Raw genomic sequence first — 24,762 nt, 5'->3', positions numbered from 1 at the left:
TCGTGGTTAACAACAAAGGCAGCTTCGGCTGCCTTTGTTGCTTTTGGTTTACTCCGCCGCCAGCTCTGCGCGATTGCGGCCGTTGTTCTTGGCTTGGTAGAGCGCGGCGTCGGCACGTCTCAGCATGTCTTCGGCGGTGCTCGCGGGGCCAGGCCGCACGGCCACCACCCCGACACTCACCGTCACATAACCAATGGGCGAGCTGGCATGCGGCAGAGCGAGATCGGCCACCGCCTGCACGACTCGCTGCGCCACATGCAGTGCATCCTGGGCGTCGCTCATGGGGCTGATAAAGACGAATTCCTCACCACCAAAACGCGCCACCACGTCGCTGCTGCGACTCAGGCTGGCCGCGAGCGCCTGAGCGACTTCGCGCAGGCAGGTATCGCCAGCCAGATGGCCATAGTGATCGTTGTAGTCCTTAAAGTGGTCCACATCCAGCATGCCCAGAGCCAGTGGCTGGCCCAGGCGCTTGGCGCGTTGCCATTCCTGCTGCAGGAGCATGTCGAAGTGCCGACGGTTGGCGATCCCTGTCAGGCTGTCGGTCAGGCTTAATGCCTCAAGCTTGCTATTGAGAACCTGCAGTTCATCGGTGCGTTGCACCACTCTCTGCTCCAATTCGCGCTCGGAGATTTTCAGGCTGTCCACCAGCTGTTGCTGGGCGTGCAGCAGTTCTACCTGCACCCTGGCCTTTTCTTTACGCATCACGTTGAGGCGATCAGCCAGAGCAAAGGCCAGCAACAGCATCTCCATGGTCGAGCCCAGCTGAACTCCGTCCACGGTAAAGGCGTTGGTTGGCACTATTCCTAACGCTCTGAGCAAGGTCATGGCGCCGCCGAAGATGAGCAGTACAAAGGCACCAAGAAAGAAATAGGCACTGCGCTGGCGCTTGTAGGCACACATCAGCACCACGACCAAGATCAACGCTGCGCAGGACAGGTAGAGCAGGATTGTCATGCGAGCGACCGCCGGCAACGCCAGCGCAAATGCCAGCGGCGATAGCAGGAATAGTACAACCAGGCCCTGCAGCAGCCGATCCATCCTCGGCATGAGGCGGTGCGTCTCCAGCATGTGCCGCATAAACAGCAGCAGAGAACTGACGGTCAGCGAGGCACCCGAGTAGTAGGCCACATTGGAATGAAGGTTAAGCCCATTCCCGAACCATGGCGGGATCATGCCGTTCTTGATCGCCAGGGTGCATGCCGTGCAGGTCACGAAAGTGATGTAGAACAGGTAGATGCGTTCGCGTAATGCAATAAACAGCATCAGGTTGAAAAGAATCATGGCGCTGGCCATGCCGAAGTACCACGCCTGTGCCACGTAGTCGTCACGCTCGTAGTCATGAAAGGCTTTAGGCGTCCAGAGTTGTAGGGGCACCAGCAGGCCAACAGTGGACTCCAGTCGTAGGTAGATCACCTGCTTACTCTGGGCCGGCAGGCTCAAGGGAAAGACGAAGTTACGATTGGGGTAGATCCGTGTGTCAAATGGGGTGTCACAGCCGGTACGGACCGACCGGTAGTGGCCATGTGCGTTAGGCAGGTATGTCTCGACGTAGGAAATGCGCGGGTTGTCGACCACCAGCATGCGCTCCAGTGGCGCATTACTGCTGTTGCCCAAGGTTATGCGTAACCAGTAAGCCGAGCGGGTAAAGCCGAGCGCCAATGCTGCAGTGGGCGGCATTTCGCCGATGAAGCGGGCTGCGTTCACCGGCGATTGTACGTCCGCCAGGCTTAGGCGGCGCTGCGGGTCTTCCAGCAACTCGACGGCCGTGGTCAGCGACAGCGCTGCGTTCGGCATGCGGGTTACATCCAGCACTTGTGCCAGGGCACCAGTCGGGATAGCCAGCAGCGCGATAAGCAGTAGACGCCAGCCAGCTAAAAGTGGCCGATAACGAGGCTTATGCATGCGAACTATCCTTTAGTGTTCAATCAGCAACTGAGGTGCCGAAGGCTGCAACGTCAGCGCAGTCTACAAGAGGGGCGCGATTGCGCACACCTTCCATACTCCGCGAGGACTGGCCTATTCCTCCACATGCAGCGCCCCCGTTTCGCCACTCTCCAGTACCACATAAGCGCTGGCGCAGAATAGCGAGTTGAGGCGTTTCATATCGGCGATCAGTTCCATGTGCAGGCCGCTGGTTTCGATGCTTTGCACCACTTGGTGGTGCAGGCGCCCGACATGTGCGTGGGCCAGGCGGCGCTCCTGGGCGCGGAAGCGGCGTTTTTCGCGCAGCAGCTGGCGGGCACTTTCCTTGTCGCCGGAAAGAAATACCGAAAGGCCCAGACGTAGGTTGGCCGTGAGTTGCTGATGCAGGCTGGTCAGCTCTTCCAGGCCGCTGTCGGAGAAGGCGTGGCGCTGGGCGGTTTTCTGATCCTGCACTTTACCGAGCATGCGCTCGATGATGTCGCCGGCCTGTTCCAGGTTGACCGCCAGTTCGATGATTTCCGCCCAGCGTCGACTGTCGTGCTCGCTTAAGCCGTCACGCGATACCTGGGCTAGGTAGAGTTTGACCGCGCTGTAGAGTGCATCGACGTCATCATCGAGGCTACGCAACTCCTTGCTCCGTGCGGTTTGCCTACCCTGCAGCACTTCCAGCAGATGGCTGAGCATGGTCTCGATCAGGTCGCCGATACGCAGGGTTTCGCGTACCGCATTGGCCAGGGCCAGACTCGGTGTCGACAGCGCGGTGGGGTCGAGGTGGCGCGGGCGGGCCACGCCACTTTCATCCGGGCGATCCGGTAGTAGCCAGTTGCAGAAGCGTGCCATTAGCCCGACGCTGGGCAGCATCAGCAGGCAGCGCAGGCTGTTGTAGAGCACATGAAAGCCGATCACCAGTTCTTCGGGGCGCCAGTTCAGGCTGTCCAGCCAGTTGGCCAAGGGGTCGAGGAAGGGCATGACCAGTAGCAGGCCGATCAGCTTGTACAGCAGGCTGCCGAGTGCTACCCGCCGCCCGGCTGGGGTCTGCAGGCTGCTGGTGAGAAAGGCCAGTATGCCGCTGCCGATGTTTGCGCCGATTACCAGGCCGATGGCCACCGGCAGGCTGATCAGCCCTGCGCCGGTGAGCATGGCCGTGAGCAGCACGGCGGCCAGGCTGGAATAGGAGATCAGCGCAAACAGCGCGCCGACCAGGGCATCCAGCAGCAGGTCGCCGGTCAGCGAAGCAAACAGCACGCGGATGCCTTGTTCCTGAGTGATCGGTGTGGCGGCCGCGACGATCAGCTCCAGCGCCAGCAGCATCAGGCCCAAGCCAATACCAACGCGGCCGAGCTGGCCGGCGCGAGTCTGCTTGCGCGAGAGAAAGAAGATCACTCCGAGGAAGATCAGCAGCGGGCTCAGCCAGCTCAGGTCGAAGGTCAGCACCCGCGCCATTAACGCGGTGCCGACATCCGCGCCGAGCATGATCGCCAGCGCCGGGGTCAGCGCCATCAACCCCTGGGATACGAAGGAGGTGACCAGCAGCGCGGTGGCGTTGCTGCTCTGCACCAGCGCGGTCACGCCAATGCCCGCGGCAAAGGCCATGGGCCGTTTGCTGACGTTATGGCTGAGCACTTTGCGCAGGTGCGAGCCATACACGCGCAGGATGCCGGTGCGGACGATATGGGTGCCCCAGATCAGCAGGGCGATGGCGGAAAGCAGGTTGAGCAGCGTCAGCATGGTGGCCGTCTCTTACGCGCCTTGTTGGCGCTTGTTATGTGCTCAGTACGTGATGGCGGCGTTGTACGGGCTATGAGTCGTTTTATTGAGCCGCGTCAGGCGTCGCGCATCACCTTGAGTTCGTTGTCTTCGGCAGAGAAGCCGCGCTGCAGTTTTACCTTGAGGCCCAGGTCGGTGCGTGAGTCAGCAAACTTGAGCGCTTCGGCCAGGGTGATGCGGCCCGCTTCGAGCAGTAGGTAGAGGTGTTGATCGAAGGTCTGCAGGCCCTGTTCTTGCCCGCGGGCGGTGGCTTCGCGCAGGTCACTGAGCTGGTCGCGTTGGATCAGGTCGCGGATATAGGGGGTGCCCAGCAGCATTTCGATTGCCGCTACGCGCTTTTGCTGCAAGCCCGGCACCAAGCGCTGACCCACTATCGCTAAGAGGTTCTGCGCCAGGTCGGCCAGCACCTGTTTGCGGGCATCATCGGGGAAAAACCGCACAATGCGTTCGATTGCATGGCTGCTGCTGGTGGCGTGCAAGGTGGCAATGCACAGGTGGCCGGTTTCGGCGTAATGCAGCGCATGCTGCATGGTCGCGGCGTCGCGAATTTCACCGAGCATGATTACGTCAGGTGCTTCGCGCAGGACGTTGCGCAGCGCATCCGCAAAGCTGTGAGTATCCAGGCCGATTTCGCGCTGATCGATGATCGACAGCTGGTGCGCGTGAAGAAACTCGATGGGGTCTTCAATGCAGACGATATGCCCACCCTTATGGCGGTTACGAAAATCCAGCATGGCCGCCAGGGTGGTCGATTTACCCGAACCGGCCGCGCCCACCACGAGAATCAAACCGCGGTCCTGCATGCTGAGTTTTTCCAGCAGGCGCGGTAGGCCGAGCGCTTCAAAATTGGGGATGTTGCTCTTAATTGAGCGTACAACCATGGCGACCTGGCCGCGCTGATAATAAACGTTGACCCGAAAGCGCCCTGCATTCTGCACGCCGACCGCTAGGTTCATCTCCAGGTCACGTTCAAACTCCATGATCTGTTTTTGGTTCATCAGCTGATAGGCCAGCTGCTGCACTTCGCCCTGTTTGAGCACGCGCTGATCGAATGCCTGGCTGGTGCCTTCGAGTTTCAGGTGGGCCGGCGCGCCGACACTAAAAAACATATCTGAACCGCCGCGCTCATGCAGCGCTTGCAAGTAAAGGAATACATCCAGTTCGGCGGTTTCTAAGGTATGGCTCATCACTACGTCTCGTCGTTTGCACTGATGCCTGAGCAGTCACGGTATGACTACGGCTGTCCCTGTACCCTAGCACTTTGCTCATGCCGAGAGGCTGATGGGTATGCCTAATCTGTCCCGGTTGATGCTCTGCAAATCTTCTGAGAACTGACCGTCCGCGTGTTCGTCACGCCGGCAAGCGCGGCGTTTATTTAGGCGTGATGGTGCTGGCGCGGGATAAGGCGCTCGCTTGAGGCCGAGTAGGCAACGCCAGCTGCACCGCCACTGCCGGCGCTGTTGCAGCGAGGCGAATGGCGGCCTTGGCGTTACCTAAGATGGCAGCGCCGCGCCCGGCGTTTAGCCGGCGCGTTGAGTGCCCCAGAACTGGTCGGCCAGAAATTGCAGGCGTTCGGCCAGTTCAGCGAATTGTTGGGCGCTGTTACGGCTCTGCTGGCTGGCCGTAACGCTGACTTCGTTGGCCTCGCGAATGGTGCAGAGGTTGCGCTGAATGTCGTCGCCCACGGCACTTTGTTCCTCGACGGCCGCGGCAATCTGGATGCTCATGTCACTGATTTGTGCCACTCGCTGGTTGATCCCGTCCAGCGCCTGACTCGCTTGCATGGCCTGTTCGACACTGCTGTGCGCCTGCGCCTGGCTGCGCTCCATCATCACCACAGCATCACGTGTGCCCTGTTGCAGGGCCTGGATGATGCCGTGAATTTTGGCCGTGGATTGTTGGGTGCGCTGCGCCAGCCCGCGGACTTCGTCGGCGACCACCGCAAAACCGCGCCCTGCCTCACCGGCGCGCGCGGCCTCGATGGCAGCGTTGAGTGCGAGCAAATTGGTTTGCTCGGCGATGCCCTGAATCACGTCGAGCACCTGATTGATGTCCTGGCTGTGCAGCTCCAACTGCTGGATCACCGTATGGCCTTGCAAGACTTCTGCGGCCAATGAACTGATTTGCTGGCGCGTTTGCTCAACCAACTGCAAGCCACTGCTGGTTTCCAGATCAGCTGCGCTGGCCGCACTGGCGCTGAGTTGTGCATGGCGCGCCACTTCTTGCACGCTGGTGGCCATCTGGCCAATGGCGCTGGCCACCTGCTCGGTTTCTGATTGCTGCTGCAAGCTGGCCTGGTTGCTGCAATCCACGGCGATGGCCATTTCGCCGGCTTCCTGGCTGAGCTGGCGCGCCGAGTCGGCAATACGCCCGACCACCGCGCCGGCCTCGGCTTTGAGGCTGTGCAAGGCAAACGCGATCTGCCCGAATTCGTCGCGCCGGCCGCTATACACCCACCGGCTCAGGGGGTTATCAGCCACAGCCTGCGCCTCCTGATGCAGCTGCCGTAATGGCCGCAGGGTCAGTTTCACGCCCAGCGCCAGCACACCCGCCAGGCCAACGCCGGCGCTGATGGCGGCCAGCCACGGCAGGCTATCGCTGATACCCAGCAGGGCCGCACTGCCCAGCACCGGCAGGGCCGTTAGCAGGCTCAGGCGGTTGTCCAGGGCCATGCGTGGCGCGCGCAGTTGTGCAGGCTTTTCGCCGGCATTGAGCTGGGCGTACAGCGCCTCGGCACGGGCAATGCGCTCCGGTGTCGTGCGGGTGCGCACTGACTGGTATTCCACCGTCTGGCCGTTACGCAACACGGGCGTGGCATAGGCGCTGACCCAGCAATGGTCGCCATTCTTACAGCGGTTTTTCACCAGGCCCATCCAGGCTTTCCCCGCTTTCAGGGTTTGCCAGAGGTGTCCGAACGCCGCGGGCGGCATATCAGGGTGGCGCACCATATTGTGGTTATGGCCGTATAGGTCTTCTTCGTTAAAGCCGCTGATGGCGATGAAGTCCGGGTTGATGTAGCTGACCGCACCTTTCAGGTCGGTGGTGGAGAGGATGTTGGCGTTGGCGGGGACATCGATTTCACGCTGGCTGACGGGCAGATTTATTTTCATTGTTCTGTCGGCTCTTCAAGTGATGCGCGGGAGGTGCATGTGGGGCGCGGTTCATCAGGGGGGGGGATGAACTGCTGGTGTAGCTCTGCAGCTGATAAGGGGCGGCTGAACCAGTAGCCCTGGGCCATGTGGCAGCCTTGGGCGCGCAGAAAATCCAGGTGTTCCGCGCGTTCAACTCCTTCGGCCACCACCTCTAAACCCAGGCTCTGGCCAAGGCCGATAATCGCCCGGCTGATCGCCGTTAATTCGGCATTCTGTGAGGCACCGCTGATAAAGCTTCTATCGACTTTAAGAATGTGCAGCGGAAAGCGCTTGAGGTAACCGAGGGAGGAATAACCGGTGCCGAAGTCATCCAGCGCCAGCCGTACACCGAGAGTGGCGAGGGCGCGCAGGGTAATCAGGGTGGCAGTGCTGTCTTCCAGCAACTGGCTTTCGGTGATTTCCAGGATCAGGTCGCTGGCGGCCAAGCCGCTGTCGCGGAGGATTTCACTGAGCCGCTCGACAAAGTTTTCCTGCAGCAGCTGGCGGCTGGAGAGGTTCACCGCGCAATGCAGATGCGGCTGCCCGGCCAGTTGCCAGGCGCGCACCTGACGGCAGGCCTGGCTGAGCACCCAGTCACCGACGCGGATAATCTGCCCGGAGTCTTCCAGTGAGGTAATGAACTCCAGCGGTGGGACCAGGGTGCTGCCGCGCTGCCAACGCAGCAAGGCCTCGACGCCGACGAAGCGCGTGCCCTGTGCTTCGATGCGCAGGATGGGTTGGTAGTGCAGCACAAACTCGTCGCGCTCCAGCGCCTGGCCCAGTGCACTTTCCAGCTCCAACTGATAGTGCGCACTGACCTGTAGCGCCTCACTGAAGCGGGCGAATTGCGCCTTGCCGGCCTGCTTGGCCTGATATAAAGCGAGGTCGGCGGCCTGCAAGGCATCCTGCGAGGCGTCACTGGGCTGCAAGGCGGTGATGCTGATACTGGCGCTGACCACCAGGGTTTGCCCGGCCAGGTGCAACGGCAGGCTTAGGCTGTCGAGCATACGTTGAGCGACCTGCTCGGCATCCTCGGCACAGGCTAAATCGGTGAGCAGAACGACAAACTCGTCACCGCCAAACCGGCACAGGTGATCGCCAGGGCGCAGGCAATGGGCGAGACGGCGGCTGATCTCGATCAGCACCTGATCACCACAGTGATGGCCAAGGCTGTCGTTGATCAGCTTGAAGCGATCCAGGTCAATAAACAGCAGGGCGGCTTCCCGAGCGCCGCTGTGGCTCAGCTGCTGCAAGGCTTGCGGCAGCAGTTCATCGAGGCGTAGGCGATTGCCTAATCCAGTTAATGGATCATGGCGGGCGGCATGTTGTAGCTGTTCTTCGATGGCCTTGCGTGCGCTGATATCGCTTTGTGAGCCGGCCATGCGTTGCTGGCCGCTGGCGTCTGTCTCGACCACACCACGGGCCTGTACCCAGAGGTAGTCGCCCGTGCTACTGCGCATACGGTACTCGTGATTCAGTTGCGCGTTTCTGCCATTGCAATGGGCTTCGATGGCTTGGCGTAGACCGGGCAAGTCTTCCGGATGAACGCGGTTAAACCAGCTGGCGCTGCTTTCGCCCAGGCTGTCGTGATCCAGGCCGAGCATGGCCGCCCAGCGGGTTGAGACATACAGGCGGTCGTGCCCCAGGTGCCAGTCCCAGATGCCGTCGTTGGCCCCGCGTAAGGCCCGGGCAAAGCGCGCTTCGCTGTCTTCCAGGGCCTTGCGCTGCGCGGCGCTGTAAGTGTCGATGGCCAGGGTCATGTCGAAGAACACGGCCTTGAGCAGGCTGGCGAATAGCGCTTGATTGGGGTGCGCATCAAACAGTTGGGCAAGTATTTCATCGAGGTACAGCCGGTAACCGGCCAAGTACCATTTGAGTTCGATCCCGGCCATCTGATGGATCAGGCCAATACGCAGACGGCTGTCTACGTAATCGGCGTTGTATGGGCCGCGCCACAGCCGTTGGTAATAGGCCTGCTGGCTGTGTTTGAGGCGCTGCTGGGTGACCGGGTCGCTGATTACCCCGGCCGCCCCAGGAAAACCCTCCAGATGTTGATAAAGCCGATCGGTAAACGTCTGTTGGGCGGTGTTCATGTTATCGGCAGCGGCATTCAGGCAAGCGGCGTCACTGCTCTGCCAGTTCAGCAGGTTGCAGCGTTGCTGAATCTCCTGACGGTTGAGTCCGATACGCCTTATCAGCTCGTTGAGTGCGGTAGCTGAGCCCATGTTCCTTCCCTGTTGTTGTTTTCTTCAGGCATAAAAAAAGCGCCGAGCACCATATTCGTGATGAACATGGCGCTTCGGCGCTTCGGCGCTTCGTCTTGCAGGCCCTGTGTCCTGCCCGGCAAAGCCGGTCTCCGCCGTGGCGGAACCTACTGGGTCAACAGTTCTACCTTATTCCCCATCGTCTGACAATTCATCGAGCAGTCGTTCCAGGCGCCTGCGTAATTCAGCCAGCTCGCGGGATTTAAACGCATGACGGGTGCGTATCAGCGTCTCCACCGCATCGAGCAAGGCACCGTGCGCGCGGCCTTCTGGGCCTAGCGGTGCTTGGTCGAGCCAGCGGCACAAGGGCGCTTTGCTGCAGTCCTCAGGGCTGCAGATGACCTCTCCAGCAACCGCCTGATTATCCAGCCACTCACGCAGTGGCCCACTCAGCGAAGCGTCTGTGCAGATGATCCGGTGCATGGGGGCTGAGATATTCATAAGTGATGGCACTTTAGTCTCAGGCATGGGTAAAACCATTGATCTGGATCAAGTACGGCCGTGCCATGCGGATACCTGCCGAGGTGGCGGATGAGCTGCTAACCTAGCGCCCTCGACAGCCTGCCGGTTACCCGATGCTTAGCCTCTACCACGCCCCCGACCTTGAAACCCTTGGCGCCCTGGCCACGACGTTGTTGGCCACGCCAATGCACGATCCGTTTGCCCCGGCCTTGGTGGTGGTGCCGAGCCAGGGAATGGGCCGCTGGCTGACCCTGGAGCTGGCGCGCAAGCAAGGCATCGCCATGCAGTTGGAAGTACAACTGCCGGCCAAGTTTGTTTGGGATATGTCGCGTCTGTGTCTGGGCCAACTGCCGGAGCAATCGGCCTTCAGCCCCAGCAGTTTGAGTTGGCGCCTGTATGACTGGCTGTGCGAGCCCGAGCAGCTGGCGCAAGCACCGCGTTTGGCGCATTACCTGGACGGCGGCGATGAACGCAGACGGCTGTCACTTGCCGTCAAAATCGCCGACGTATTTGACCAATACCTGCTGTATCGCGACGACTGGCTGGCTGCTTGGGAACGCAACGAACTGTTTGATCTCGGCGCGGATGAAGCCTGGCAAGCGCTGCTCTGGCGCGAGTTGACCAAGGACGGCCACCCGCACCGTGCGCGCCTGCTCGAAGACTTGCTGGCCCGCCTGTACGACGCCACTCCGATCAACGACCTGCCCGAGCGCGTGCTGGTGTTTGGCATCAGCAGCTTGCCGCCGCACCATATGCGCGTGCTGGAAGGTTTGGCGCGGCACACCGAAGTGGTGATCTTCGCCCTCAACCCCTGCCGCGAAGCCTGGGGTGAAATTCGCGATATTCGTGAATTGGCACGGCAACCGCAAAGCGCAGCGGCTAATCAAGAGATCAGTCCGGATGATTGGTATCTGGATGTCGGCCATCCGCTATTGGCGAGTCTGGGCAAGCAGGGCCGCGACTTCTTCGACAGCCTATTCAGCCTGGCTTCCAGCGAGGGTAGCCAGGAAATCGGCCTGTATTCCGAGGACGCCGACCTGATTGATGCCAGTCTGCTGCAAGCGTTGCAGAACGACATCCTGCGTCTGCATACCCGGCAGCCGGATGAGCGCCTGCAATTTCGCGACGACGACCGTTCGCTGGAGCTGCACATCGCTCACTCGCCGCTGCGCGAAGTGGAAATTCTGCATGACCAACTGCTCGCCCGCTTTGCTGCCGAACCCGAACTGACGCCCGATCAAGTGGTGGTGCTGACCCCGGATATCGAGCGGTATGCGCCCTATATCGAAGCCGTTTTCGCTCCGCGTGAAGGTGTGCCGCGCGTGCCGTTCAGCCTGGCCGACCGCAGCCTGCGCGCGGAAATTCCGCTGATTGAAGCCTTCCTCAGCCTGCTGGCACTGCCGGACAGCCGCTTTACCGCCGAAGAGGTGCTCACCCTGCTGGAGCAACCCGCCGTTGCCCGCAGTGCCGGGATTGAAGCCGAAGACCTCAGTCTGCTGCGCGACTGGTTGCGTGAGGCCGCTATCCGCTGGGGCCGCGATGACGCGCATCGCGAGCAGTTGGGCTTGCCGGCCGATGCCGCGTTTACCTGGCGACAAGGGCTGGATCGGTTGCTGCTGGGCTTTGCCGCGCCGCCGCAGCTCGCCGGATTGGCGGCGCCCTTGCTTGGCAGCAGCTGGCCGCTGGATGCGCTGGAAGGCGCTCGCGCACAATTGCTCGGGCGCTTGGCTGGGTTTGTCGAGCGCTTGGCCGCGTTGGCGCAGAGCCTGCAACGGCCACGGGCCTTGGGCGAGTGGGCCGAGTCGCTGCAAGTTTTGATCGACCAGCTGTTTGATGAGCGGGAAGCCGGCGACACCTTGTTGCTGTTGTCCAAGGCCTGCGCCGCCTTGCAGGAGCAGGCCACGGCCTCCGGCGTCGAGCGACCGATTGAGCTGGCGCTGATTCGTCAGCAACTGACCGCGGCATTGGAGCAGGGCAGCGCGGCGTCCGGCTTTCTTACCGGTGCGGTGACCTTCTGCACCATGGTCCCGATGCGCAGCCTGCCGTTCCGCTTGGTCTGCCTGCTCGGCCTGGATGACGGCGCGTTGCCACGCCGTACGCCCGCCGCCGGCTTCGACCTGATTGGGCAGAAGCCCCGCCGTGGTGACCGCGCCCGCCGCCTGGATGACCGTTACCTGCTGCTGGAAACCCTGCTCTCGGCCCGTGGCGGCCTGTACCTCAGCTATGTCGGTCGCGACCCACGCAGCAACGCCGAGCTGCCGCCCTCGGTGCTGGTCAGCGAGTTGCTCGATGTGGTCGACCTCACCGCCGTCGCTGCCAGCGGCCCGGCCAGCGTCCACATCACCCATCATCACCCGCTGCAACCCTTCGCTCCGGGCAACTTTGCCGGCGACCGTCATGCCGGTTTTGCCGCGCCCTGGTTCCACGCGGCGCAACGTCTGAGTCAGGCGGTGGAAAGTGCCGCGCCGTTTGCCAGTGTATTGGCGGCCCCCGATCAAGATGGGCTGGGCGGTGCGGCGCTGGCCATCGAGCCGAGCCAACTGATCCATTGCTTCAAACACCCGGCGCGTTACCTGCTTGAGCAGCGCCTCGGCCTGCGCTTGGCGCAGACAGAAGAAACTCTGGCCGGTGATGAGCCATTCAGTGTCGAGTGGACCAGTCAGCATGGTTTGCGCCAGTTGGCGTTGCAGGCCGTCGAGCTTGGCTGGAGCGAGCGCCAGGAGCGCGCCGTGGCAGCGGCATCCGGCTGGTTGCCAGTGGGCGAGCTGGGCCAGGCGCACTGGGGGCAGATTCGTGGGCCGATCCGCGCCTTTGCGCCCACCCTGTTCGACGAGCGTCCGGCCGATGCCGCGCAACCGCTGCTGGTGGATATCGAACTGGCTGGCGTGCGCATTCACGGCTGGCTGGACGGGGTGACCAGTGAGGGCTTATTCGATTACCGCCTGCGCGACCTCGGCGCGTGGGAGCTGGCGCCGTTCTGGCTGCGTCACCTGTTGCTCAATTGTGCCGCGACGCCCGGCATCAGTCGCGAGAGCCGTCTGCTATCGCCAAAACGCGAATGGCGGCTGGGGCCGCTGGCGGCTCCTCTGCAACTGCTGGAGCCCTGGCTCGAAGCCTACAAAAGTGCGCTGTGTGAACCGCTACCGCTGTTGGCCAAGTGCAGCTATGGCTTTGCCAGCAAATGGCGCAAACCCGGGCGCAAAGAGCCGATTGACGCCGCCCGCAGCGAGGCGCGGGTGATGTGGCAAGGCAACGACTACATGACCGGCGAAGGCCAAGACCCTTGGAATGCCCTGGCCTTCCGCGACCGCGAGCCGCTGGATGAACGCTTTGAAGCGCTCGCCGAACAGCTCTACGGCCCGGCGCTGGACGCCCTGCAAGGCAGTGACGAGGACGAGGCATGAGTGGCGCAGCGTTAGACCTATTGCACGACAGCTTCAGCGGCCGCTCGCTGATCGAGGCCAGCGCCGGCACCGGCAAGACCTGGACTCTGACCGCGCTGTACGCCCGTCTGCTGCTGGAAAAGCAGCTCAGCGTCAGCCAGATTCTGGTGGTGACCTTTACCACCGCCGCCACCGCTGAACTGCGCGAGCGCATCCGCAAACGCTTGGCCGAACTGCTGGCGGTGTATGACAACGGCCCTGTCGATGACGCGCTGCTTAACGCGCTGCATGCGCAGTACCCGGACGCCGCCAGCCATCGGCGGCTGCTGTTGGCGGTGCACGGTTTTGATGAGGCGGCGATTTTCACCATCCACGGCTTTTGTCAGCGCGCCTTGCAGGATGCCGCGTTCGAGGCCGGTGGCGACTTCGATAACGAGCTGACCCACGACGACCGCGAGATTATCGACGCGCTGCTCGCCGACCTCTGGCGGCATGAGCTGGCGGTGGCCGAGCCAGAGTGGGCGGCGTTTCTGGTGCAGCAGAAAATCACCCCGCAAAGCCTGCGTCAGCGCTTGCGCAATCACCTCGGTAAACCCTACCTGCGCATCGAGCCGCAGCCGGGCACGCACAGCGACATGGCTGCCCTGCGCGCCGCCTGGCAACAGGCGCAGCGTCTCTGGCAGGGCGAAAGTGCGGCTTGGCTGGAGCAGCTAAAAGCCTTCGACGGCTTCAAGAGCAATATGTGCAACCCGGCCAAGCTGGGTGTTTGGCAGACCGAGCTGGACGGTTATTTCAGCGATGCCGCCGCGCTGTTCAGCAAAACCGAAGCACACCGCCGCCTGGCCCGCGAGGGGCTGAACAAGGCTAGCAAGAAGGGCTGCGAAGCGCCGACCAATCCGCTGGCTGCTGCGTTGCAAGAGCTGTGTGATGCCCTGGATGCTGCGCAGCCAGAAGCAGAACAACGCCTGATCGACCTGCAAGTCCACCTGATCGGCCAGCTCAACGAACAACTGCCCGCGCGCAAGGCGGCGCAGCGTCTGTTGGCCTTCGATGACCTGCTCAACAAATTGCAGCAGGCGTTACAGGGCGAGGGCGGTGAGCACTTGGCGAGCACCCTGCGCACGCAATACCCAGTGGCACTGATCGACGAGTTTCAGGACACCGATCCGGTGCAGTACCGGGTGTTCCATCGCATCTATCAAGACGCCGGCGACCTGTGTTTTGTCGGTGACCCTAAACAAGCGATTTACGCGTTTCGCGGCGCTGATCTGGCGACCTATCTGCAAGCGCGCAGCGAGGCGGCGCGGCAATACAGCCTGACCACCAACCACCGCTCGACGCCGCAGCTGATTGCTTCACTCAATCAACTGTTCGACCGGCCCATGCCGTTCGCCGAGCCCGGCCTGGATTATCAGCAGGTCGGGGCCAGCGACAAGGCGCGTGCGCAGTTGGTGTTGCCGCCGGTTGAGGGCGAGCAGGACGCACCGCTGGCGCTGGTCTGGCTGGATGACGAACACTTGGGCAAGGGCCAGGCGGGCGCGCTGGTCGCCACCGATACGGCGCGGCGCATCGCTGCCGTGTTGGCCGCCAGCAGTCAGGGCGAGGCGTACTTTGCTCAAGGCGACACGCGCACGCCGATCAAAGGCGGCGATATTGCCGTGCTGGTCGCCAGTCACCGTCAGGCCGGCGAAGTTGCCGCAGAGCTGGCTGCCCGTGGCGTGCCCAGCGTGCGTCGCGGTAAAGAAAACGTCTGGCACAGCGAGGAGGCGGCTGAGCTCGGCGCCGTACTGGCCGCTTACGCCGAGCCGGGCCGTGAAGGCGCATTGCGCTATGCCCTGGCCAGCCGTTTGCTCGGTCGCAGCGCCGCCGACCTGGCCGCCTGCACCGAGGATGCGCAAGTCTGGGACGCCGAGCGCGAAGCGGCCGAGCGCTATCTCCAGCTGTGGCAGCAACAAGGCTTTATGCGCGCTTTCCGTGCCTGGCTGGATGAGCAGAAAGTCGCCCAGCGGCTGCTGGCGCTGGTCGACGGTGAGCGGCGCTTGACCAACCTGCTGCATCTGGCCGAGTTGCTGCAAACCGAGAGCCTGCAACGCCCCGGTCTGGAGCAATTGCTTACGTGGTTCAGCGCCCAGCGCAGTGCCGAAGCCCATGGCGAGGACGCCCTGCTGCGTCTGGAAAGCGATGCCGAGCGGGTGCAGATCGTCACCATCCACACCTCCAAGGGGCTGGAATACCCGTTGGTGTTCTGCCCTTACCTGTGGGACGGCGCGTTGCTGCGTCAGCATGAAGACATCAGCTGCCACGCCGACGACGGCACGCCGTTGCTCGACCTCGGCAGCGAACAGCTCGACACGCACCGCGAGCGGGCCCGCCATGAACGCTTCGCCGAGAAGTTACGTCTGACCTACGTGGCCCTCACCCGTGCCCGTGATCGCCTGTGGTTGCACTGGGGGCCGGTGGACTGCAAACCTAGAAAGGACGGCACCCTCGGCGACAGCGGCCTGCACAGCAGCGCCCTGGCCTGGTTGCTGCACGGTCGGCAATTGCCGGGTGACGATGCCCTGGCCGAGCTAGCCGGGCATTTGCAAACGCTCAGCTCGCAAGGGCTGCGTGCGGAAATTGAACAGTTGGTTGGCAGCAGTCATGGCCATATGAGCCTGCAGCCGCTGCGTCACGCCGAAGCCAGTGCCGCCGGTGAACAGCGCGCGCCGGCTCCGCAGCAGCTCTCCACCTTGCAACGCAGCCTGCACAGCGCCTGGCGCGTCGGCAGCTTCTCCGGCCTGGCTGCCGGCATGCACATGGAAGCACCGGACCGCGATGGCTTGGTGATGCCCGATGCCAGCGAGCCGGGCAGCGGATTTTTCGCCTTCCCCCGTGGCGCGCGGGCCGGCACCTGCCTGCACGCCATTCTGGAAGACTGGGCGCGCGGCAAGGCCTCATTGGCGGACTTGATTGAGCCAGGCCTGAGCGGTCATGGCATCAGCACTGACTGGAGCGCAGTGGCGCTGGAACAACTGCAACAGGTGGTCGACTGCGATCTCGATGGCCAAGGCCTGACCTTGAGCGGGCTAAACCCTGTGCGCCGCCTGCCCGAACTGGGCTTTACCTTCCCGGTTGCCGGCCTGGATATGCAGCGCCTGCGGGCGATCCTCAGTGATCCGGCCCACGGCCTCCCGACGCCGATGCGCGACGCGGCGGCGCGTTTGGAATTCGACAGCCTCAAGGGTTTTCTCAAAGGCTTTATCGACCTGACCTTCGAGCACGACGGCCGCTGGTATATCGCCGACTACAAGTCTAACTGGCTCGGCCCGGATGCCAGCTACTACGGTGGCGACCGCCTGCTGCAAGCCCTGGCCGCCGAACATTACTACCTGCAATACCTGATCTACCTGGTGGCGCTGCGGCGCTTCCTGCGTCAGCGCCTAGACGACTTCCACAACGAGCAACTGGGCGGTGCCTACTACCTGTTTCTGCGCGGCATGCCGAGCGCCGGGGTGTACTTCTCGCGGCCCAGCGATGGGCTGTTGGATGCGTTGGATACCTTATTTGCGGAGGGCAAGTGATGGAATACCGCCCCGTAGGATGGGTTGAGCCTGCGATACCCATCGTCTGGTCTATCGCGCATGCGTTGGGTATCGCTAGGCTCCACCTAACCTACCAACGTGCATGGTGTAGCTCGGATGTAATCCGGGAACGCACTGCGCGGTGCCTGACCCATTCCCCGGATTGCATCCACCCTACGGGAGCGCTCAATGACGTTCGCTGACCTACCCCTCGGCCCGCTGGAGCGCGCGCTGGTCGACAGCCTGCAGCGTCTCGATCCGGCTGCTTCGCCGGTGGTGTTGGCCTCGGCGGCGTTGCTTTGTATAGCGTTGGACAAAGGCGATGTGTGCTTGCCCCTGGCGCGACTGGCTGGGCAGCGGCCTTGGCCTGAGCATGCTTTCAATCTACCGAAACTGGTGGATTGGCAGGCGCAGTTGCTCGCGTCGCCGCTGGTTGGCGCAGATGGTGACTTCACCCCGCTAATTCTTGAGCATGGCCGGCTGTATCTGGCGCGCTATCAGGCCTATGAGCGGCATCTGGCCACGCAACTGCTGCAACGCGCTGCCGATCTACCTGAGATCGACGATGCTCAGTTGAGTGAAAGCCTGACGCGACTGTTTGCCTTTAATACGCAACAACCCGACTGGCAGCGTTTGGCTGCTGCGCAAGCGGTGCGGCGCAAGCTAGCGGTGATCTCCGGCGGCCCCGGCACTGGCAAAACCACCACCGTGGTGCGCCTGCTTGCTGCACTGCTGGAACAGCCTGGTTGTGAGCATTTGGCTATCGGTTTGGCCGCGCCCACCGGCAAGGCCGCCGCGCGCATGGCCGAAGCGATTCGTAATGCCAAGGCCGAGTTGCCGGTCAGCGAAGCGGTCAAGGCTGCGCTGCCGGATGAAGCGCGCACACTGCACCGTTTGCTCGGCAGCCGTGGTGACAGCCCGCAGGTGCGGCATCACGCGGCCAACCCGCTGGCGCTGGATGTGCTGGTGGTGGACGAAGCCTCGATGGTCGACCTGGCGCTGATGGCCAAACTGCTCGACGCGTTGCCGCCAACGGCGCGGTTGATTCTGTTGGGTGACAAAGACCAGCTGTGTGCGGTGGAAGCCGGCGCGGTGTTTGCTGAGTTATGCGAGGGGCGCGGCTTCGATGCCCAGGCTGCCGCCGACTTGCAACGCATCACCGGCCAGCCCGTGCCGGTGTCTGAGCCTGCCTCAAAGCTTGGCGACGCCGTTGTGCTGCTAACCCATAGCCACCGCTTTGCCGGTGACAGCGGCATCGGTGAGCTGGCGCGGCGCATCAACGGCGGCGATGTCAGTGGCACCCTCAATTTGCTCAAGGAGGGTCGCAGCGATCTGGCCTGGAACGCCGAACCAACACCGGCGGATTTGCTCGATCGTCTCGACCAGGGTTACGCCCCTTATATGGCAGCGGCGAAAAGTGCGGATGCCGCCGCTGCGTTCGCCGCCTTCAACAGCTTTCGCACCCTGACGGCCCAGCGCGAGGGCGCATGGGGCGTGGCGGGTATCAACGAAGCACTGGAAGCACGGATCAAACGCCGCAGTCAGGTGGCCAGCCGCGAGCGCTGGTACGTCGGCCGGCCGGTGATGGTGCGGCAGAACGACTACGCCCTCGGGCTGTTCAACGGCGATATTGGCATCTGCCTGCACACCGAATACGGTTTGCGCGTGTTCTTCGAGGGTGAGGACGGCTACCGGCCCTTTGCTCCGGCACGCCTGCCCAGCCACGACAGCGCCTTCGCCATGACCGTGCATAAAAGTCAGGGTTCGGAATTTGCCGAAGTGCTGCTGGTGCTGCCCGAGCAACCGAGCCCGCTGCTTAGTCGCAGCCTGTTCTACACCGGCATCACTCGCGCTAAGAGCAAGGTGGAAATATGGGGTCTGCCGCCGCGCTTGGCTGAGGCGGTGGCGACCCGCGCCGAGCGGGCGGCGGGGTTGGCCGAGCGGTTAGCCCATGCACCTGCGGCTGTGGGCTCGGATACGCCCATTGCGACCAATGGGCAACTGGGATTATTTGATTAGCCAGGATCAGGACCCGTGAAATACCTACACGGGCTCTTTAACGTGCGTCGCAGTAGTGGGCGCTAGGGGCGTAAAACAGATGCGTGCTCGGCGACTTGCCTACCTGCTATTGGGCCTGATGTATTGCCATCCCGTGATGAGCGAGGAGCTGCGTTTAGTCACCGGAGATGATTACGCCCCTTTTACCGGTAGAGCGTTACCGGCTGGTGGCTTGCTCACTCAGGTTGTGCACGCCGCGCTGGAGCAGGGTGGTGTTGATAGCACGCTGGAATGGCGGCCGTGGAATCGTGGTTACCTGAAGACTTTGCGTGGCGAGTACGACGCGACGTTTCCCTACGTAAAGACGCCCGAACGAGCGCTCGAGTACCTCTACTCTGCGCCGCTGCTGGTCGTTGAACCGTATCTGTTTAGCCGCGCTGATGACCCCATAGCGCAGGCGGATGCGCAGACCATGCAGGGGCGTCGAGTATGCAGCCCGCTGGGCTGGCAGCTGCCATCGATGATTCAGGCCTTGGTTGATCAAGGCGCACTGAGCCGTCATTCACCGATTGGCCTCAAGGAATGCGTGCGGCTGGTATTGATTGGCCGTGACGACTTCTTTGTTGCAGATCGACGTTTGGGTGACGTTGCATTGCAGCTGACGGGGGCTACGCCCACTCAGATTCGCCGTTCCCCGCGCATGATCAGTTCCAGCGCTTTGTATTTGATCGTGCCGCGCACGCATCCACGTGGGCTGGAGATTATCGAAAGATTCAACGCGGGGCTGGCGAGCCTTATAGCCAGTGGCGGCTATCAACGGCTACTTGAGGGTTATATGCAGGCTCGCCCTCGGGTGACGGCTAACGAGCCAGTCATTCTGCCGCAGCAGGTCAGCAGGCCACCGTTGCAGTAAGCCTGTGCAGCGTTCTTTATGGCCTGCCATCCCTGGCCGCCACTCTGGAGCGGTTGCGCGCTTACAAAGAGCGTCCGCTTATTTCTTCAGCTTCGGATTAGGGAAGAACTGCACCGTCTGTACCTTGGGGTTCGCCACCTTGGGTTTTAGTGTGCTGATATTGACCCGCGTGGGCAGCTCTTTGGGCACCGAGTTGCCGCGCTCATCGAGGGTGTCGGCGTAGCCGCAGGCCACGCATTCGCGGTTCGGCACGCCGTCGACGTTCCACATCTGGATCTTGTCCATTTCGCTGCATGCCGGGCAGACCGCGCCGGCGATAAAGCGTTTGGCGGTGACATTCATCGGTGCGTCGCTCATGCGGCCTCCTGACTCAAACCGAGGTGGCGCAGCAGGGCGTCGATTGACGGCTCACGGCCACGGAAATCAACAAACAGCACCATCGGTGCCTGCGAACCGCCGCGCGCCAAAATCGCTTCGCGGAAGGCGCGGCCGGTTTCGCTGTTAAATACCCCTTCTTCTTCGAACTTGGAGAAGGCATCGGCACTCAGTACTTCGGCCCATTTGTAGCTGTAGTAACCCGCCGCATAACCACCGGCAAAGATGTGCGCGAAGCTGTTGGGGAAGCGGTTGTAGGCCGGCGGACGCAGTACCGAGACCTCGCTGCGGATGCCTTCCAGCACCTCCAGCACGCTGCGGCCGTCACCGTGGGTGGCGTGCAGTTCGAAGTCGAACAGGCTGAACTCGATCTGCCGCACCATCATCAAGCCGGATTGGAAGTTCTTCGCCGCCAGCATCTTGTCCAGCAGGTCCTGCGGCAGCGGCTCACCGCTCTCGTAGTGGCCAGAAATCAACGCCAGGCCTTCCGGCTCCCAGCACCAGTTCTCCATAAACTGGCTTGGTAGTTCGACCGCATCCCAGGCCACGCCGTTGATACCGGAAGCGCCAGCGTGTTCAACGCGGGTCAGCAGGTGGTGCAGGCCGTGGCCGAATTCGTGGAACAGGGTGGTGACTTCATCGTGGGTCAGCAGCGCGGGTTTGCCGCCGACTGCTGGGGTGAAGTTGCACACCAGGTTGGCCACTGGGCTGATCAGCGTGCCATCGGCCGAGCGGCGCTTGTCGCGGGCGCCGTCCATCCACGCGCCGCCGCGCTTGTTGGCGCGGGCGTAAAGGTCGAAGAAGAAACGCCCAACGTGTGCGCCGTTCTCGGTGATCTCAAACAGACGCACATCCGGGTGCCAGGCGTCGAAGCCGGACAGCTCGTTGATCTGGATGCCGTAGAGCTTTTCGACAATGGCGAACAGGCCGCTAAGCACTTTGTCGATGGGGAAGTATGCCCGCAGGATTTCCTGGGAAATGCTGTAGCGCTGCTCGCGCAGTTTCTCGCTGTAGTAACCAACATCCCAGCTTTGCAGGTCGTTGCAGCCCTGTTCGGCGGCAAAGGCTTGCAGCTCGCGTAGGTCCTGCTCGGCGAATGGTTTGCCGCGTGTGCCAAGGTCGCGCAGGAAGTGCAGCACCTGATCGGTGCTTTCAGCCATTTTGCTGGCCAGGCTCAGCTCGGCGTAGTTGCCGAAACCCAGCAGTTTGGCCAGTTCTTGACGCAGGGCGAGGATTTCCAGCATCACCGGGCCGTTGTCGTGCTGGCCGGCATTCGGACCTTGATCGGAGGCGCGGGTGCAGTAGGCGGCGTACAGCTCTTCGCGCAGGGCGCGGTCGTTGGCGTAGGTTATCACCGCGAAGTAGCTGGGGAATTCCAGGCTGATCAGCCAGCCGTCCAGCTCCTTAGCCTCGGCAGCCTGCTTCATTTGCGCCTTGGCCGAATCGGTCAGGCCATCCAGGGCGGCCTCGTCGGTGACGTGCTTGGTCCAGGCCTGGGTGGCATCCAGCAATTGGTTGGAGAACGTGCTGCCCAGCTCGGAGAGCTTCATCTGGATTTCGCCGTAACGCTTCTGCTGTTCGGCCGGCAGGTCGATACCGCTCAGGCGGAAGTCGCGCAGGGCGTGTTCGAGAATGGTCTTCTGTGCCACATCAAAACCCGCAGCAGCCGGGCTGCTCGCCAGTGCCTGATAGGCCTGGAACAGCGGCTGGTTCTGGCCGATTTCGGTCCAGTACTCGGACAGTTTTGGCAGGCACGCCTCGTAGGCGGCGCGCAGCTCGGGGCTGTTGCACACTGCATTGAGGTGGCTGACTGGGCTCCAGGCCTGGCTCAGGCGTGCGCCCAGTTCGTCCAGCGCTAACACCAGGCCATCCCAGGTGGGTGTGCCGGCTTGTTGTTCAAGTAGGCGCGCCATGGCCGCACGGCTGTCGGCAAGAATGCTGTCCACTGCCGGCTCGACATGCTCCGGGCGGATGGCGGAATAGGGCGGCAGATCGAAGGCTTGCAGCAGGGGGTTGTTGGCAGTCACGACAGGTCACCTGTAACAGAATGGGTTTGCAGCTGTGACCCCGGTGGGCACAAAAGGCTCCCAGGGTAGGCTTGAATGGGCAGTGGCGGTTGGTAAAACAGCGCGCATACCCTGAACATGGGTGCCATCTTAATTACAATCAAGGTCAGACGCAGCTTAAGAGGTTTCTATCGTGGCGATTCGTACTTACCAGCAATTCACTCCACTGCTCGGCTCACGGGCCTTTGTTGATGCCTCGGCCGTGGTTTTGGGCGATGTGGAGATTGGCGCGGACAGCTCGATCTGGCCGCTGGTGGTGATCCGTGGCGACATGCACAGCATCCGCATCGGTGAGCGCACCAGCATCCAGGACGGCAGCGTGCTGCACATTACCCATGCCGGCCCCTTCAACCCGCGCGGTTACCCGTTGACGATCGGCGACGATGTCACCATCGCCCATAACGTCACCCTGCACGGCTGCAACATCGGCAACCGGGTGCTGATCGGCATGGGCAGCATCGTTATGGACGGCGCAGTGATTGATGAGGAAGTGATGCTCGGCGCCGGCAGCCTGGTGCCACCCGGCAGCCACTTGGAAAGTGGTTTTTTGTACCTCGGCAGCCCGGCGAAAAAAGCCCGCGAGCTGAGTGAGAAAGAGCGCAGCTACTTCCGCTACAGCGCCGATAACTACGTGCGGTTGAAGGACCAGCACCTGATGGAAGGCTACGGCAGCTGATGATGCACTACAGCAATATTCTGTTCGACCTCGACGGCACCCTCACCGATCCGCGTGAGGGCATTACCCGTTCGGTGCAGCATGCGCTGGCCAAGTTGGGTATTGATGAGCCTGATCTGCAAGCGCTGGAGCACTTTATCGGCCCGCCGTTGTTGCAGTGTTTTATGCAGACTTACCAGTTTGACGAGGCCACGGCCTGGCAGGCGGTGAACCACTATCGCGAGCGTTTTCGTGAAGTGGGCCTGTATGAGAATCAGCCGTTCGACGGTGTGGGCGAGTTGTTGCAGCTGCTGCAGAACCAGCAGCGCACGCTGTTTATTGCCACCAGCAAGCCGACGGTATTTGCCGAGCAAATTGCTAGGCACTTTGGTTTCGCGAAGCACTTCAAGGTGATCTATGGCAGCGAGCTGGACGGCACGCGCACCGACAAGGTCGAGCTGATCGCCCATCTGCTGGAGCAGGAACAGTTACCGCGCGACGCCACGCTGATGATCGGTGATCGCAAGCACGACCTGATCGGCGCGCAGCGTAATGGCCTGCATGCGGCGGCGGTGGGCTATGGCTTTGGCAGTGCGGCAGAGTTGCAGGCCGAAGCACCGACCTATCACTTCAACAGCCTTGCTGAGCTGCACCAAGCGTTTATCGGCTAACTCGTAGGGTGGGTTAGCCGTAGGCGTAACCCATCGCCTGGCAGTGCCGTAGGATGGGTCGGGCCGCGCAGGTTGAGCGCCGCGATACCCATGCTGCACCAGGCGACTGCGGCCCATTTGATGGGTTACGTCGCTGCGCGCCTAACCCATCCTACGACCTGCGCTTAGCCATTTTTCTGATAGATGATTTTCTGGGTGCCGCCGTCGCAGCTGCCGACCACCATGCTGGGGTCTTGAGCGTCTTCGTTGGGCACGATTTCCAGGGTGTAGCTGGCCACGCCGGCGGCCTGGATTTTCACTTCAATTTCCGCGCGTAACTCTTCGCAGTCTTTAGGTGCAGCCAATAGGCTACTGCTGAGCAGGCTAAGCAGTATGGTCAGGGTGACGTTGTTCATGGCATGGCTCCTTTTGCGTGAACACGGTTTACAACTCTTGGACTGGCTATTGGCGAGGCAAGTTCTGCGTATCTGCAGATAGTTCTGTCAGGGCCTTATGCCGCTGGGCTGATGGTAGCTGGCCCAGCACCGCGGCGCGCTGATAGAAGTGTGGCCAGTCGTGGCCGGCTTGTGCAAAGACTGCCGCGAAGGCCGGCACCCATCGATCATAAAGGCCGAAAGGCAACAGCTTGGCGTTGTTCAGTGGTGCATTGATCCAGTTGTCGTACAGGCCTGCACCGTTCCACTCCCGCGCCTGCAGCGTGCGGTATTCGGCGCGCAGGCGGGCGAACTCGGTCTGTTTGCCGCTGCGCATCTGCGCTGGCGTTAAGTCACTGTCGTAGAGCTGCTGCAAGCGCGCGCGGCTGGCCAATACCAGGGCGACGAATTGTTCGCGTTGTGCATCGCCCAGCGCATCGTTAGGCGGCAGGCCCTGCTTGGCGCGCCATTGGCGCAGGCCTTCGCGCTCGACAAAGCTGGCGAAGGATTCATTGAATGCGGTGTCGTCCGTCACATACAGCTGTTGGTGCGCCAGCTCGTGGAAGATCACCGCCGCCAGGCGCTCATCATTCCAGCGCAACATGCTGTTGAGGATTGGGTCATCGAACCAGCCGAGGGTGGAATAGGCCTCGATGCCGGCCAGGTAGGTGTCCAGCCCCTGCTGCTTCAACAGCGCCGCCGCCCCGCGCGCGCGGCTCTGGCTGTAGTAGCCGCGATAGGCCACGCAACCGGCGATGGGGAAACAGTGCAGCTTAGGCGCGAGGGAAAATTCCTCGGTGGCAAACACATTCCACACCACGTAGGGCCGCTGGATATCGGCATACAGGCGATAGCTCTGGTTGTCTGGTAGGCCCAGGTGCGCGCTGGCAAAGTCGCGGGCGCGTTGCGCCAGGGCCAGGCGCTGCTTAAGGCTGGGCTCGACAGTCGGCCTTTCCAGCAGCTCGGCAATCGGTTCGCGGGCCTTGAGCAGCTGCAGTTGTCCACTGGCCAGGTGGCTGTAGTAATCCAGGCTGCTGCAACCGCTCAGCAGCAGCGTGGTTGCCAGTGCAACCCAGCGCCAGGACAGCGTGTCGAACATGACCAGTTACCGATGAATAGACAGGCTGCCACGCTACCAGCGCAGGATCGGCGTAGGCTAGTGGGCAGTTAAATGA

15 protein-coding genes and 2 pseudogenes are annotated in these 24,762 nt (G+C 62.2%); 6 read left to right on the top strand and 11 right to left on the bottom strand.

What is annotated here, in order from left to right; genetic code table 11:
* Nucleotides 1-48: 48 nt before the first annotated feature.
* The 7 genes and pseudogenes from N1078_RS06335 to N1078_RS06310 form a co-directional block, all read right to left on the bottom strand.
* A complete protein-coding gene (locus tag N1078_RS06335) occupies nt 49-1,905 on the bottom strand; it encodes a sensor domain-containing diguanylate cyclase (protein ID WP_274087361.1) in 1,857 nt (618 codons plus the stop codon).
* Between the two features lie 114 nt (nt 1,906-2,019).
* Nucleotides 2,020-3,654, bottom strand: coding sequence for a Na/Pi cotransporter family protein (locus N1078_RS06330; protein ID WP_274087360.1), 1,635 nt, complete (start codon nt 3,652-3,654; stop codon nt 2,020-2,022).
* 95 nt (nt 3,655-3,749) lie between these two features.
* On the bottom strand, nt 3,750-4,880 hold the full coding sequence (locus tag N1078_RS06325; protein WP_274087359.1) for a PilT/PilU family type 4a pilus ATPase: 1,131 nt from the start codon (nt 4,878-4,880) through the stop codon (nt 3,750-3,752).
* Between the two features lie 333 nt (nt 4,881-5,213).
* Nucleotides 5,214-5,819: pseudogene (locus tag N1078_RS19635) on the bottom strand (methyl-accepting chemotaxis protein); the annotation flags it as partial.
* 285 nt (nt 5,820-6,104) lie between these two features.
* Nucleotides 6,105-6,803: pseudogene (locus tag N1078_RS19630) on the bottom strand (PAS domain-containing protein); the annotation flags it as partial.
* Complete coding sequence (locus N1078_RS06315; protein ID WP_274087357.1) at nt 6,800-9,049, bottom strand: EAL domain-containing protein; 2,250 nt, start codon at nt 9,047-9,049, stop codon at nt 6,800-6,802. The pseudogene N1078_RS19630 and the gene N1078_RS06315, both read right to left, overlap by 4 nt.
* 168 nt (nt 9,050-9,217) lie before the next feature.
* The gene (locus tag N1078_RS06310; RefSeq protein ID WP_274087356.1) at nt 9,218-9,529 is read right to left on the bottom strand and encodes a hypothetical protein; all 312 of its coding nucleotides are present in this window, start codon (nt 9,527-9,529) and stop codon (nt 9,218-9,220) included.
* Between the two features lie 134 nt (nt 9,530-9,663).
* Here N1078_RS06310 and recC point away from each other — a divergent pair, with 134 nt between their 5' ends.
* The 4 genes from recC (at nt 9,664) to N1078_RS06290 (ending at nt 19,407) form a co-directional block, all read left to right on the top strand.
* The gene (gene recC / locus N1078_RS06305; RefSeq protein ID WP_274087355.1) at nt 9,664-12,954 is read left to right on the top strand and encodes an exodeoxyribonuclease V subunit gamma; all 3,291 of its coding nucleotides are present in this window, start codon (nt 9,664-9,666) and stop codon (nt 12,952-12,954) included.
* Nucleotides 12,951-16,496, top strand: a complete 3,546-nt coding sequence (recB, locus tag N1078_RS06300) for an exodeoxyribonuclease V subunit beta (RefSeq protein ID WP_274087354.1) — start codon at nt 12,951-12,953, stop codon at nt 16,494-16,496. The genes recC and recB overlap by 4 nt, the downstream gene beginning before the upstream one ends.
* A 189-nt stretch (nt 16,497-16,685) precedes the next feature.
* A complete protein-coding gene (recD, locus tag N1078_RS06295; RefSeq protein WP_274087353.1) occupies nt 16,686-18,515 on the top strand; it encodes an exodeoxyribonuclease V subunit alpha in 1,830 nt (609 codons plus the stop codon).
* 79 nt (nt 18,516-18,594) lie between these two features.
* On the top strand, nt 18,595-19,407 hold the full coding sequence (locus tag N1078_RS06290; protein WP_274087352.1) for a substrate-binding periplasmic protein: 813 nt from the start codon (nt 18,595-18,597) through the stop codon (nt 19,405-19,407).
* A 78-nt stretch (nt 19,408-19,485) separates the two neighbouring features.
* Here the strand turns inward: N1078_RS06290 and N1078_RS06285 are convergent, their stop codons facing one another.
* Nucleotides 19,486-19,764 carry a YheV family putative zinc ribbon protein gene (locus N1078_RS06285; protein WP_274087351.1) on the bottom strand — a complete coding sequence of 93 codons (279 nt, stop codon included), beginning with the start codon at nt 19,762-19,764 and terminating at the stop codon, nt 19,486-19,488.
* Complete coding sequence (gene prlC, locus N1078_RS06280) at nt 19,761-21,809, bottom strand: oligopeptidase A (protein WP_274087350.1); 2,049 nt, start codon at nt 21,807-21,809, stop codon at nt 19,761-19,763. Before prlC ends, N1078_RS06285 begins: the two co-directional genes overlap by 4 nt.
* Before the next feature lie 172 nt (nt 21,810-21,981).
* Here prlC and N1078_RS06275 point away from each other — a divergent pair, with 172 nt between their 5' ends.
* Together N1078_RS06275 and N1078_RS06270 are read left to right on the top strand one after the other, a co-directional pair.
* Nucleotides 21,982-22,524, top strand: coding sequence for a gamma carbonic anhydrase family protein (locus N1078_RS06275; RefSeq protein WP_274087349.1), 543 nt, complete (start codon nt 21,982-21,984; stop codon nt 22,522-22,524).
* 2 nt (nt 22,525-22,526) lie between these two features.
* Complete coding sequence (locus tag N1078_RS06270; protein ID WP_274087438.1) at nt 22,527-23,174, top strand: HAD family hydrolase; 648 nt, start codon at nt 22,527-22,529, stop codon at nt 23,172-23,174.
* 164 nt (nt 23,175-23,338) lie between these two features.
* Here the strand turns inward: N1078_RS06270 and N1078_RS06265 are convergent, their stop codons facing one another.
* Both N1078_RS06265 and N1078_RS06260 read right to left on the bottom strand, forming a co-directional pair.
* Nucleotides 23,339-23,569, bottom strand: a complete 231-nt coding sequence (locus tag N1078_RS06265) for a DUF1161 domain-containing protein (protein ID WP_274087348.1) — start codon at nt 23,567-23,569, stop codon at nt 23,339-23,341.
* Nucleotides 23,570-23,615: 46 nt separating this feature from the next.
* Nucleotides 23,616-24,686: an aminopeptidase gene (locus tag N1078_RS06260; protein WP_274087347.1), complete on the bottom strand. Its 1,071-nt coding sequence runs from the start codon at nt 24,684-24,686 to the stop codon at nt 23,616-23,618.
* Between the last annotated feature and the right edge of the window lie 76 nt (nt 24,687-24,762).

Source organism: Pseudomonas sp. MIL19 (assembly GCF_028680365.1).
GTDB lineage: Bacteria > Pseudomonadota > Gammaproteobacteria > Pseudomonadales > Pseudomonadaceae > Aquipseudomonas > Aquipseudomonas spirodelae.
Note: the sequence above shows the minus strand (reverse complement) of the source record. Positions and strands in the feature narration are given on the sequence as shown.